Genomic DNA, 11,953 nt, shown 5'->3' with positions numbered 1-11,953 from the left:
TTAAGAAAAATGTCAAGACAAGCATATATCATAAAAGGTTTCAGAACGGCTGTAGGCAAAGCGCCAAAAGGCAGTCTGAGATTTACAAGACCCGATGTTCTGGCTGCAACCGTTATTGAAAAATTAATGGCTGCGGTTCCGCAACTCGACAAAGACAGAATTGACGATTTAATCGTTGGAAACGCAATGCCGGAAGCGGAACAGGGTTTAAATGTCGCGCGTTTAATTTCATTAATGGGATTAAATACCGACAAAGTTCCCGGAGTTACCGTAAACCGTTACTGTGCCTCAGGTTCTGAAGCCATCGCAATCGCATCAGCGAAAATTCAGGCAGGAATGGCCGACTGTATCATCGCAGGCGGAACAGAATCCATGAGCTATATCCCAATGGGCGGTTATAAACCGGTTCCGGAAACTGAAATCGCAAAAACAAACCCTGATTACTATTGGGGAATGGGTTACACTGCAGAAGAAGTTGCAAACCAGTACAAAATTTCCCGCGAAGAGCAGGATCAGTTCGCTTACGAATCGCACATGAAAGCTTTGAAAGCCAATGAAGAAGGAAAATTCGCGAACCAGATTGTTTCTATTCCGGTTGAATATAATTTCCTGGATGAAAACCAGAAAATGCAGACCAAGAAATTCGATTTTAATGTAGATGAAGGCCCAAGAAAAGACACTTCAATTGAAGGCTTAGCCAAGCTTCGTCCGGTTTTTGCAAACGGCGGTTCGGTTACGGCTGGAAACTCTTCACAAATGAGTGACGGTGCGGCTTTCGTGATCGTGATGTCCGAAGAAATGGTGAAAGAATTAGGTCTGGAACCTGAAGCAAGACTGGTCGCTTACGCAGCAGCCGGTTTAGAGCCAAGAATCATGGGAATGGGTCCTATCTATGCGATTCCGAAAGCTTTAAAGCAGGCAGGTTTAGAATTAAAAGATATCGACTTAATTGAACTTAACGAAGCCTTCGCTTCACAATCTGTAGCGATTAAGAAAGAACTGGGATTAAACCCTGACATCCTCAACGTAAACGGAGGCGCAATCGCCCTCGGTCACCCGCTGGGCTGTACCGGAACCAAACTTACCGTTCAGCTTCTTGATGAAATGAGAAGACGCGGCAACAAGTACGGCATGGTTTCCATGTGCGTAGGAACAGGTCAGGGAGCAGCGAGTATTTTCGAACTGCTTTAACTGTAAAAAGTGCAATGTACGGTGTACAAAGTATTTCAAATTAATTTATAACTCCAGTACGTTGTACATTTTACATCGTACATAATACAACAAATAATCATGAGCGATACAACCCAAAAAACACTTATCGGCGGAGATTTCTTAATCACTGAAACTCCTGCTCAGGACATCTTCACTCTTGAAGAACTGTCGGAAGAACAAAAAATGATGCGCGACTCTGCGAAAGAATTTATCGACAGAGAAGTGGTTCCGCACCACGAAAGATTCGAAAGCAAAGATTACGCTTTAACCGAAGCAACCATGCGTCAGCTTGGCGAAATGGGCTTCCTCGGTGTTACCGTGCCGGAACAGTACGGCGGCCTAGGAATGGGATTCGTAACCACGATGTTGGCGTGCGACTACCTATCCGGCGGAAACGGATCTTTAGCTACAGCTTACGGTGCCCACACAGGAATCGGAACCCTTCCGATCCTTCTTTACGGTACTGAAGAGCAAAAGAATAAATACCTTCCTGATTTAGCGACAGGAACCAAATTCGGTGCTTACTGTTTAACAGAGCCTGATGCAGGTTCAGATGCCAATTCAGGGAAAACAAAAGCCAAACTTTCCGAAGACGGTAAACATTACATCATTAACGGACAGAAAATGTGGATTTCGAATGCAGGTTTTGCAGAGATTTTCATCGTTTTCGCAAAGATTGATGACGACAAAAACATCACCGGATTTATCGTAGAAAAAACAGGTACCGAAGGTTTAACTTTCGGTGAAGAAGAGCACAAACTCGGCATCCGCTCCTCTTCTACCCGTCAGGTTTTCTTCAATGACATGAAAGTTCCTGTGGAAAATCTTCTGGGCGAAAGAAACAACGGTTTCAAAATCGCTTTAAATGCTTTGAACGTTGGCAGAATTAAACTTGCTGCTGCAAACCTAGACGGACAGCGCAGAATCTTAGCTCACGCAACAAAATACGCCAACGAAAGAAAACAGTTCGGTGTTGCGATCTCTACTTTCGGAGCAATCAGAAAGAAAATCGCAGAAATGGCAACCGGAATTTTCGTTTCCGAAGCCGGATCTTACCGTGCAGCAAAAGATGTTCAGGACAAAATCGACGAGCTTGTTGCAGGCGGAATGAATCACCAGGAAGCTGAACTGAAAGGTGTTGAAGAATTTGCGGTAGAAGCGTCAATCCTTAAAGTTTTCGTATCTGATTTAACGCAGAATACTGCTGATGAAGGAATTCAGATTTACGGTGGTATGGGATTCTCTTCCGACGCACCTATGGAAGCGGCATGGAGAGACGCCCGTATCGGAAGAATCTACGAAGGTACCAACGAAATCAACAGATTGCTAGCCGTAGGAATGCTCATCAAGAAAACCATGAAAGGCCAGCTTGATTTGCTGAAACCAGCGATGGCAGTAGGAAAAGAACTGATGGGAATTCCGTCTTTCGATGTGCCTGATTATTCTGAACTCCTGAGCGAAGAAAAAGCGGTGATTGCGAACCTGAAAAAAGTATTTTTAATGGTTTCCGGCGCTGCCCTTCAGAAATACATGATGGAGATGGAAAAACAGCAGCATTTGTTATTAAACGCTTCTGAAATCCTGAACCAGATTTACATGGCGGAATCCGCAGTGTTGAGAGCCGAGAAACACTTCACCGCAGATTCTGTGGAAGTGGCGATGGCCCAGCTGAACCTTTACAAAGCCACCGAAAAAATCATCGCAGCGGCCAAAGAAGGAATTATTTCTTTCGCCGAAGGCGACGAGCAGCGCATGATGCTTTCCGGTCTTAGAAGATTTACGAAATACACGAACCAACCGAACGTAATTGCCCTGACAGAAAAAATTGCAGCGCATTATGTAGAAAAAGGTCATTATTAGAAAACAGTTCTAAAAATACAAATGAAACGCCTCGGGAAACCGGGGCGTTTTTTTTAGATAAATCTAAGGATAGCAAATAATAAACTTGTGTATATTTGAAATTTACCACTATCATCAAAAATAGCGCAATGAACAGAATAATACTTATTGGCAATGGCTTTGATTTAGCTCATAACATTAAAACCAGTTACTACGATTTTTTAAATCATTTTTGGGAAGAGCTTCATTTGAAGATTAAAGCTGATGAATATAGGGAAGAACGATATGAAGATGATTTTATCATTATAAATAAAGTTCCAGCTAGGTGGCTTCCAGGACAAGGATATAGGGAACTAACAAAAACATTAAAAAATACTGGAACAGAACTTAGGTTTAAAAATAAATTTTTAGAAAATTTAAGTAGAGGTATTGAGAGTCTAAATTGGGTAGATATTGAAAGTGACTATTACACTTTATTAAAAGCTTGTTTTCAAAAACCACATTCAGGATATACCATAACAGAATTAAATGATGATTTTTCAGCCATGAAAAAACACCTTGAATTATACTTAAAAATGGTTGAAGGAGAATTTAATGAAAAATTTCCTGTGAATGAAGATGATAAGACCCTAAAAAAAAATATTTACCAAGAAATATATTCAGATTTTAAATTAAGAGATTTTTCCGAAACTTCTATAAATAAATTAACAGAGCAAGAATATCAGAGGATTCTTCCTACTATAAAAGGTTTAGAAGACGATCAAATTAATATAGATGATGTTACGGAAAATTTCCGTGAGCGAAAATTTATTTCAACTATTTACAGTGAAAAAGATAAGGGAAGGAGAAGAAAAATAAGAGAACTATTAGTTTCTGAAGCTTCTCCTAACTATTTTCGATTCAGACCAAACGAAATTTTATTTCTAAACTTTAACTACACAAGTATCGAAACTCAATATAATTCGGCACCTAATGACGAAGAAAAATTAGAAAGGATTCCAACTTCAACAATACATATTCATGGAGAACTCGGTAATGATAAAAACAATAAAATAATATTTGGTTTTGGGGATGAAATTGATAAGGATTATAACACTATCGAGGATTTAGATGACAACAATTATCTTGAAAATATTAAGTCTATAAAATATCTTGAAAGTATATCATATAAATCTTTACTCCAATTTATAAATTCGGATGATTATCAAATTTTCATATTTGGTCATTCATGTGGAATTTCAGATAGGACTTTATTGAATACATTATTTGAGAATAAAAACTGTTCTTCAATCAAGCCTTTTTACCGACAGAAAGATGAAAACACTGATAATTATAGTGAGATTATTAAAAACATTACGAGGAATTTCACAAATAAGGCCGTCTTAAGAGATCGTGTCGTGAATAAAGTATATACACGTGCTCTATTTAAATAATCCCACTGTGCAAATTCTCCTGACTTTCAGCCACATCAAAATAACACGCTACCTCTTCAACAACCCCCTCAAAATCTCCACCTCCTTTTCCAGCTCCGCCAATTTTGGGTTGGGCTTTACCGGGAAATTCTGCGGGTAACGGGCAATAAGATCCGACAGCAGATCGTAATTCAGCGCCATCGAAAGTTTCCAGATGATCCCAAACTGCAGCGAGGGCTGCTTATAATACGCGTGCACCGCGCTGGTGGAAACACCCAACCTTCTTGCCGCTTCGGGCGACGATACATGCAGCTCACGGAGCTTCGCGCGGATAAATTCCCCAATATGCGGGTACGGATGAGCACCGGATTTCAGATAATGGTGTGTTGACATAACCCAATGATTTTATGGAGATTAAAAGTACTCAATATAGAATTAATATTATCACATTTACGTCTAAAGTTGCGAACTTATAGTCTAAAATATATATGTTGACGTCTTAGGGTTAAAAAATAAAATCTAAGACCATATTGTTATAGATCTTAGATTTAAATGATTCAATCTTAGATGTAAACACTGACGTGTAAGATTTAAGTATTGTATTAATTTATCCTACATCACTTCTTCCGGCTGCTGCAGCGCATCCATTTTCAGTTTTCCGTTGTACTTGCCGCCCATTTCGATCTCTATGGTTTTGGTCTGGATGTCGCCGTTTACCGTTCCGCATTTTTTGATGATGAGTTCATTGCAGTAAATATTGCCGAGAATATTGCCGAATACGATGATGTTCTTACTTTTCAAATCGCCTTCTATATGGGCTTTTTCTCCCAGAATCACCCCATTTTCAACCTGAACATTACCTTTTACTTTCCCGTCTATTTTTATGGTTTGGCTTCCCTGTATATCACCGGTGAACATTATTTCTGATCCTAAAACAGTACTTATTGGAGCATTGTCCAGCTGTGAAATACTGTCGGACTGGTTTTTTTTGATTCTGAGCATGGATTATTAAAGTTTTAAATAGTGTTTTGGATTTACTTTTTTGTTATTCTGAATGATTTCATAATGCAGATGCGGACCCGAACTTCTGCCGGTACTGCCAATATCTCCAATATAATCGCCGATTTCGATATGCTGGCCTACCTTTACATTTATTTTGGATAAGTGTCCGAAAAGTGTTTTCAGATCGTTACCGTGGCTGATGATGATGCAGTTTCCGTAACCGCCTTTTACGCCGGCAAATTCTACTTTTCCGTGGGCGGTCGCGCGCACAGGATCACCAGTTTTACCCCGGAAATCCAAACCGAAATGCTGCTCTGTAGAATAGTCTCCAAATGGATTCTGGCGGTACCCGAATTCCGAACTTATCTCTCCGGAAACCGGCAATCCCAAGGGAGTAATGTTAAGCGTCTTCTCGATTCCCTGGATTTTATTTTCGTAATACTCAGAAATCTCGTTGATATCTGTAATTTCAAAATCTTCGTATTCGCCCCCGGAATTGGCTAATTTAAAATCATGCAAACCCCGCGCATCCAGAAATCCGTTGATTCTGTAAATACTTTCATCTATCGCCTTGAAGGATTCTTTTACCTTTTTCAGATCGATTAAACTTTTGACTTTATTGGCCTGGGCAAGCTTCTCCTGATAATGCGTACTGGTTTTCTGGTAGATGATGAGTGCCAGAATGCCAAACATCAGGATCACCAAAACATTAAAAACTAAGAGAAATTTTTTCCAGTGCAGGAGTAACCGGGTAGGAATCTGGATAAGCTGGTTATCCTTCCCTGAATTGTCTACAATAAGTACCGAAGTTTTCTTTTTCAAGACTCAAATTTTACAAACACTCAAATTTAACATTTTTTTTTAGAATTTTTCACTTTGTTATGAAATCGAAAGCATTCTGGCGCAGAATTTGCAACACCACTGCACTGATTTTAAATTGCTATTGTGGTTATGTTCTGTACTATCAGCGACATTCTTTAAAATTAAATTTCCCTATGCGATGCTTAATGATTTTAATCAGTTTAGCATTTCTGCACTTCAGTTTGAAAACGTCAGCGGAACTTTTATAAAAATCAAAAGACCTGAAGACCGGCTGTGAGCCGTAAGAATAATAATTAAACCGGAAATGCTTTGAAAAATTAAAGCATTTCTCTATTTTTGTGAAAATACACATTTACGAAATATGGGCCACTTACCTAAGTTAATTGAAGATCTAGCATTAATACTTATTGTAGCAGCATTTGTTGTTCTGATTTTCAGAAAAATAAAACAGCCACTGGTTTTAGGATATATTATTGCGGGATTTCTGGTAAGCCCTAATTTCAAAATTTTCCCTTCAGTGGTTGATATGACCAATATCAAAACTCTGGCGGAAATAGGGGTGATCTTCCTCCTTTTCAGTCTGGGACTGGAATTCAGTTTCAAGAAACTGATGAATGTGGGCGGTTCGGCGTCCATCACTGCGTTTGTAGAGATTATCTTCATCACCATTGCCGGCTACTACACCGGCCGCATGCTCGGCTGGAGTACCATGGACAGTTTGTTTCTTGGTGGTATGCTCGCCAGTTCCTCGACCACAATTATCATCCGGGCTTTCGACGAGCTGGGGGTCAAAACCAAAAACTTTGCAAAAACGGTCTTTGGGGTTCTGGTCGTCGAGGATATTGTCGTCATCTTACTGATGGTTTTGCTTTCCACAATCGCCGTAACCAAAGAATTTGAAGGCACCCAAATTCTGTTTACCGTAGCCAAACTGCTATTCTTCCTGAGTCTGTGGTTCCTGTTGGGAATCTTCTTATTGCCTACCCTATTAAAGAAAATAAAGCCGCTGATTGATGACGAAATCCTGATGATACTTTCTATCGGTCTTTGTTTGGGTATGGTTCTTATCGCAACATCAGTAGGATTTTCAGCTGAACTTGGAGCTTTCGTAATGGGTTCCATCATCGCTGAAACTAAAATCGCTGAAAAGGTAGAACATACGCTGAAATCGGTAAAAGACCTTTTCGGTGCGGTATTCTTCGTTTCTGTCGGGATGATGATTAATTATGATGCCATGATCACTTATGCATGGCCAATTTTAGTCGTTACGCTGTTAACATTATTCGGTAAACTTTTCAGTTCCACACTGGGAGCGCTTATTTCCGGGCAGCCGCTTAAACAGTCGGTTCAGGTCGGGATGAGTATGGCCCAGATTGGCGAATTTGCGTTCATTGTAGCCACGCTTGGCTTATCGCTTGGTGTAATTTCAGACTTCCTGTTCCCCGTGGCCGTAGGAGTGTCTGCAATTACAACGTTTACGACGCCTTATCTGATTAAATTCTCTGAACCTTTTTACAACTGGCTGGTGAAGGTGGTTCCACCTAAATACATCGCCAAAATCAATAAATATTCTACCAATACCCAGAATATTCAGGCCGAAACCAACTGGCAGACCATTCTGAAAAATTACGGAAGGATTGTGGTGATCAACGGAATTATTATTGTGGCCATTTATCTGCTGTTCTCCCGATTTATTATTCCGGCCATTAATGAAAACCTGGACAGCAATGACATTAAAAACATCATCGGGAATGCACTTCCGGTACTCTTTATTCTGCCGTTTTTATGGGCTTTAATGGTGAAAAGACCGAGTTCTGTCGCCTACAAAGAATTGTGGACGAAGACCAAATACAACCGCGGGCCGCTGCTTATCATCGAGATTGCAAGAATTGCGTTCGGTATAGGGATTTTGGGCTTCTTTCTTGACCGTTTTGCATCTACCACCATTTCCTTCTTCATCACGATTCCGGTGGCAATTATTTTAATGATAATATTCTCGAAAAGAATCAACAAATTTTATAACCGGATCGAGAAAAGATTTATTACCAACCTTAATGACAGATCAGAAAATATTCAGAGTGAAGCCATTACAAGACTTGCCGGAAATTCTGAAGTAACCAATAACCTGGCCGCCTGGGATGTGCATATTGTAGAACTTGAAGTGAAACCTCTTGCCGATTTCGTGGGTAAAAACCTTCTGGATTTGCAGTGGCGCGAAAAATTCGGTGTGAATGTAGGATATATTAAAAGAGGCGAAAAACTGATTCATACACCCGACCGTTTTGAAGTACTGATGCCATACGATAAAGTGGGAATTATTGCGACGGATGATCAGTTGCAGATTTTCAAACCGATTTTCGACAGTCAGGAGTTGATCATTGAAGAAGATATTAACCACATTAAACTCGGCAAAATCCTCATCAATCATCATTCACCTAAGAAAGGGCTAAGCATCCGCGAATCCGGAATACGCGATAAAACTGACGGATTGGTTATCGCAATACGGCGTGGCGACGAGAGAATCCTGAATCCGGAATCTTCAGAAATCCTTCAGGTTGATGATATTGTATGGGTCGTAGGAAACCGCAAGAAAATCGAGAAGCTAAACATCGAAATCTAATGCTGAACAAGGAGGAACTTTTAAACAAAGCCATAAAAATTGCTGATAAGGCGCACCGCGGACAGACAGATAAGTTCGGGACGCCATACATCGGGCATGTAATACGGGTGATGAATTACGGTAAAACTTATGATGAAAAGATTGTGGGGGTACTGCACGATGTGATTGAAGACTGCCCGGAGATTACGTATGAATATCTCCTGAAAGAAGATTTTCCCAACCACATCGTTTTTGCCATAGAATGTCTTACTAAAAATCCGCCTGATCAGGATTACACTGAATTCATTAAGCAGACCGAGAAATCTGCGCTCGCTGTTGCGGTAAAGCTGAATGACCTGCGCGATAATATGGATTTAACACGGTTTACAAAACCGCTGACCGAGAAAGATGCGAAACGACTGAATAAATATCTTACCGCCTATCTTTACCTGAAAGAAAAGTACTAATCTACTGTTTTATCCGAATCTTCGAGTAAACCCTCAAGCTCTTTCATTTCATCAGCAGTAAGATCACGCCATTTCCCGACGGGCAAATCCAGCTTGATGTTCATGATTCTGATGCGCTTGAGTTTTTTTACTTCATAACCAACATACTCGCACATGCGGCGGATCTGGCGGTTGAGTCCTTGTGTAAGCACAATACGGAAACTTAACGTGTCGATTTGTTCTACCTCACATTTATTGGTAACCGTCCCAAGAATTGGAATTCCGTTGCGCATTTTATGCAGAAACTGCGGCGTAATGGGTTTATCTACGCGAACGATATATTCTTTTTCGTGATTGTTCCTCGCGCGCAGGATTTTATTCACAATATCTCCATCGGATGTAAGCAAAATAAGACCTTCACTGGGTTTATCTAATCTTCCGATCGGGAAAATTCTTTTAGGATGATTAACGAATTCTACTATATTATTCGATTCCCGTTTGGTATCGGTGGTACAAACGATTCCGACCGGCTTGTTGAGCGCGATATAGACATGATCTTCTTCCTGTTTGCGTATTGAAATTCCGTCAACAAGAATTTCATCTTCTTCTGAAACTTTGGTGCCCATTTCCGGAATGACGCCGTTTACAGTAATCCTGCCCTGCTCCAGCATTTTATCGGCTTCTCGGCGGGAGCAGAATCCCACTTCAGAAAGGTATTTATTGATGCGTGTTTTTTCCACAGTAATTATAAATTTTTGTTGCCTAAAAAAACGACTCCGTAAGACAGTCCGATAAAGAAATTTCCTTCACCATCCAAAACCTGATCTTCTAGATAAAGCTGAAACTTATGGCCAAAATGCTTGTTTAGCGGTTCAATCTTACCAATTCCCAACCCTGCGAATCCGGCATCTTTAGCTGCAGTCTGATTAATCTTCGTGCCGAAATTTCCATAAATATAAAGAAAATCCTGATCTTTCGGATCTCCCAGAAAAAAATTGGGTTGTACCATCGCATAAACAAGATGATAATTAGGATCGATATAACTGTAACGGATACCGCCGCTTAAAGCAAACCAGTTGAACGGCTGAAATCCGATTTGTGAAGTAAAACCATAATTGAATTTCCCGGGTGGAAGTTGGCTCTTTTCATAATCGCTTTGTGCCATATTTGTTCGGATGATATCTGCCAAATCAAAACCTACATTAGCTTCCAGAGTTCCAAAAATACCCAACTTAGCAGGCTTTTCCTGAGAAAAAGCTAAGGTGGAAAGAAAGAGAAGCAAAAGATAAAATTTCCTCATCAACTTATAACGCTTTGTTAAAACGGAACTCATTTTCGAGTATTTCAGCGCTGGAATTTTCTACGGAATAGTCTCCGATTTTCGTCCGTCTTAAATTGGTTAAATAAGCGCCCACACCCAGTTCCTGACCGATATCGTGAGCGAGGCTACGGATATACGTTCCTTTTGAACAGCCTACAGTGAATCGCACAAAAGGCAAATCAATTTCGATGTTATTAAGGTAATGAATCGTTGTTTTACGGGATTTCATTTCTACTTCCTGACCTTTTCTTGCCAAATCATAGGCACGGTTTCCGTCGATTTTGATTGCGGAGAAAACGGGAGGTTTCTGGTCGATTTCGCCAACAAATTGTTTCAGGGTTTGGTTTATAAATTCCTCTGAAATATGCGAATAATCCTGTTGAAGAATTTCGGGTTTTTCGGTGTCGTAAGATTCGGTCTGAACGCCGATTTTAATTTCCGTTAAATATTCTTTGGGCGCGTCCTGAATTTTCTGGATTTTTTTCGTGAATTTTCCGGTACAAACGATGAGTAAACCTGTCGCACGTGGATCTAAAGTTCCGGCATGCCCTATTTTGAATTTCTTTGGAAGATTAAATTCGTTTTTGAGTTTATATTTGAGTTTATTCACGGCCTGAAAACTCGTCCAGTCCAAAGGTTTGTCGAGTAAAATGATTTGTCCTTCAAGGAAATCTTCTGCTGTCATTTATTTTTGTATTTCAATATAATCAACAAACATTTTCGGAGTCTTATCTTTCTTTAGTTTCTGTTTACTTGTAATTTTAAAATTACAGTTGTGATTGGTATTTTTTGGAACAACCGAACATTTTTCGTTATCTTTTACAAAATAAATTTTTTGAAAAGGATATATTGAAATGCTGTTATTTGGATCTATGTTCGTAATCAAATCAGGTTCTAAAACAAAACTATACTCCAAATCTGAGGTAAATTGATACTTTTTTTCTGAGATTTTATTGTTTAGGATCTTTAAAGAATCTATTGAAAACTGCTCTATTTGGTCAGATTTTTTATAAAAAAACACATGTCGCTTTTCTAATTCTTTTCTATACTTCTTGGTGAATTTTTCGTCTTTTAATTCCACAAAAATTTCAACAGGTTCTTCCGTATTGTTTTGAACATACACCATATAAAGTGGTGAACACGATGTAAAGAAATTAAAAAATATAAATACTGATAAAAACTTTCCTGTCATTTCTTATAACTAAATAATGATTGCTAACCCGATCCGCAGCCCGACCTGAGTGGAGCTCTTTTCGCCGCAACAAAGTGAAGGCGAAAAAGCGGGAACGGAGGACGGATA

12 protein-coding genes are annotated in these 11,953 nt (G+C 39.7%); 5 read left to right on the top strand and 7 right to left on the bottom strand.

Annotation, left to right across the window (positions count from 1 at the left end; all coding sequences use genetic code 11):
• Positions 1-9 precede the first annotated feature (9 nt).
• The 3 genes from KTV93_RS11675 to KTV93_RS11665 all read left to right on the top strand — a co-directional run bounded on the left by KTV93_RS11675 (position 10) and on the right by KTV93_RS11665 (position 4,484).
• On the top strand, positions 10-1,191 hold the full coding sequence (locus tag KTV93_RS11675) for an acetyl-CoA C-acyltransferase (RefSeq protein ID WP_218249142.1): 1,182 nt from the start codon (positions 10-12) through the stop codon (positions 1,189-1,191).
• A gap of 99 nt (positions 1,192-1,290) precedes the next feature.
• Positions 1,291-3,072 (top strand): acyl-CoA dehydrogenase family protein, encoded by a 1,782-nt coding sequence (locus KTV93_RS11670; RefSeq protein ID WP_218249141.1) that lies wholly within the window; start codon positions 1,291-1,293, stop codon positions 3,070-3,072.
• Between the two features lie 128 nt (positions 3,073-3,200).
• Positions 3,201-4,484, top strand: coding sequence for an AbiH family protein (locus KTV93_RS11665; RefSeq protein ID WP_218249140.1), 1,284 nt, complete (start codon positions 3,201-3,203; stop codon positions 4,482-4,484).
• Positions 4,485-4,532: 48 nt separating this feature from the next.
• Here the strand turns inward: KTV93_RS11665 and KTV93_RS11660 are convergent, their stop codons facing one another.
• The 3 genes from KTV93_RS11660 to KTV93_RS11650 form a co-directional block, all read right to left on the bottom strand.
• On the bottom strand, positions 4,533-4,856 hold the full coding sequence (locus KTV93_RS11660) for a helix-turn-helix domain-containing protein (protein WP_218249139.1): 324 nt from the start codon (positions 4,854-4,856) through the stop codon (positions 4,533-4,535).
• Between the two features lie 219 nt (positions 4,857-5,075).
• Positions 5,076-5,465, bottom strand: a complete 390-nt coding sequence (locus tag KTV93_RS11655) for a bactofilin family protein (protein WP_218249138.1) — start codon at positions 5,463-5,465, stop codon at positions 5,076-5,078.
• Between the two features lie 6 nt (positions 5,466-5,471).
• On the bottom strand, positions 5,472-6,287 hold the full coding sequence (locus KTV93_RS11650; RefSeq protein ID WP_218249137.1) for a M23 family metallopeptidase: 816 nt from the start codon (positions 6,285-6,287) through the stop codon (positions 5,472-5,474).
• A 361-nt stretch (positions 6,288-6,648) separates the two neighbouring features.
• On the opposite strand from KTV93_RS11650, the gene KTV93_RS11645 reads away from it, so the two are divergent.
• Together KTV93_RS11645 and KTV93_RS11640 are read left to right on the top strand one after the other, a co-directional pair.
• Entirely contained in the window at positions 6,649-8,907 is a 2,259-nt protein-coding gene (locus tag KTV93_RS11645) for a cation:proton antiporter domain-containing protein (RefSeq protein WP_218249136.1), read from the top strand.
• On the top strand, positions 8,907-9,353 hold the full coding sequence (locus KTV93_RS11640; RefSeq protein WP_218249135.1) for a phosphohydrolase: 447 nt from the start codon (positions 8,907-8,909) through the stop codon (positions 9,351-9,353). The genes KTV93_RS11645 and KTV93_RS11640 overlap by 1 nt, the downstream gene beginning before the upstream one ends.
• Here KTV93_RS11640 and rluF read toward each other — a convergent pair.
• Genes rluF through KTV93_RS11620 form a run of 4 tightly spaced genes read right to left on the bottom strand, consistent with a single transcriptional unit; the run spans position 9,350 to position 11,845 of the window.
• Positions 9,350-10,072 carry a 23S rRNA pseudouridine(2604) synthase RluF gene (gene rluF, locus KTV93_RS11635; protein WP_218249134.1) on the bottom strand — a complete coding sequence of 241 codons (723 nt, stop codon included), beginning with the start codon at positions 10,070-10,072 and terminating at the stop codon, positions 9,350-9,352. The genes KTV93_RS11640 and rluF overlap by 4 nt on opposite strands.
• Positions 10,073-10,077: 5 nt before the next feature.
• On the bottom strand, positions 10,078-10,632 hold the full coding sequence (locus KTV93_RS11630; RefSeq protein ID WP_218249133.1) for a hypothetical protein: 555 nt from the start codon (positions 10,630-10,632) through the stop codon (positions 10,078-10,080).
• 4 nt (positions 10,633-10,636) lie between these two features.
• Complete coding sequence (truB, locus tag KTV93_RS11625) at positions 10,637-11,338, bottom strand: tRNA pseudouridine(55) synthase TruB (RefSeq protein WP_218249132.1); 702 nt, start codon at positions 11,336-11,338, stop codon at positions 10,637-10,639.
• Positions 11,339-11,845, bottom strand: a complete 507-nt coding sequence (locus KTV93_RS11620) for a hypothetical protein (protein ID WP_218249131.1) — start codon at positions 11,843-11,845, stop codon at positions 11,339-11,341.
• Between the last annotated feature and the right edge of the window lie 108 nt (positions 11,846-11,953).

This window comes from Kaistella faecalis, assembly GCF_019195395.1.
In the GTDB taxonomy this organism is placed as follows: domain Bacteria; phylum Bacteroidota; class Bacteroidia; order Flavobacteriales; family Weeksellaceae; genus Kaistella; species Kaistella faecalis.
This window is presented reverse-complemented; position numbering and strand designations above follow the sequence as displayed.

Excerpts from the sequence above, each read along its gene's own strand:
- KTV93_RS11675 (WP_218249142.1), top strand. The coding sequence starts at position 10 with ATGTCAAGACAAGCATATATCATAAAAGGTTTCAGAACGGCTGTAGGC.
- KTV93_RS11670 (WP_218249141.1), top strand. The coding sequence starts at position 1,291 with ATGAGCGATACAACCCAAAAAACACTTATCGGCGGAGATTTCTTAATC.
- KTV93_RS11665 (WP_218249140.1), top strand. The coding sequence starts at position 3,201 with ATGAACAGAATAATACTTATTGGCAATGGCTTTGATTTAGCTCATAAC.
- KTV93_RS11660 (WP_218249139.1), bottom strand. The coding sequence starts at position 4,856 with ATGTCAACACACCATTATCTGAAATCCGGTGCTCATCCGTACCCGCAT.
- KTV93_RS11655 (WP_218249138.1), bottom strand. The coding sequence starts at position 5,465 with ATGCTCAGAATCAAAAAAAACCAGTCCGACAGTATTTCACAGCTGGAC.
- KTV93_RS11645 (WP_218249136.1), top strand. The coding sequence starts at position 6,649 with ATGGGCCACTTACCTAAGTTAATTGAAGATCTAGCATTAATACTTATT.
- KTV93_RS11640 (WP_218249135.1), top strand. The coding sequence starts at position 8,907 with ATGCTGAACAAGGAGGAACTTTTAAACAAAGCCATAAAAATTGCTGAT.
- KTV93_RS11630 (WP_218249133.1), bottom strand. The coding sequence starts at position 10,632 with ATGAGGAAATTTTATCTTTTGCTTCTCTTTCTTTCCACCTTAGCTTTT.
- truB (WP_218249132.1), bottom strand. The coding sequence starts at position 11,338 with ATGACAGCAGAAGATTTCCTTGAAGGACAAATCATTTTACTCGACAAA.
- KTV93_RS11620 (WP_218249131.1), bottom strand. The coding sequence starts at position 11,845 with ATGACAGGAAAGTTTTTATCAGTATTTATATTTTTTAATTTCTTTACA.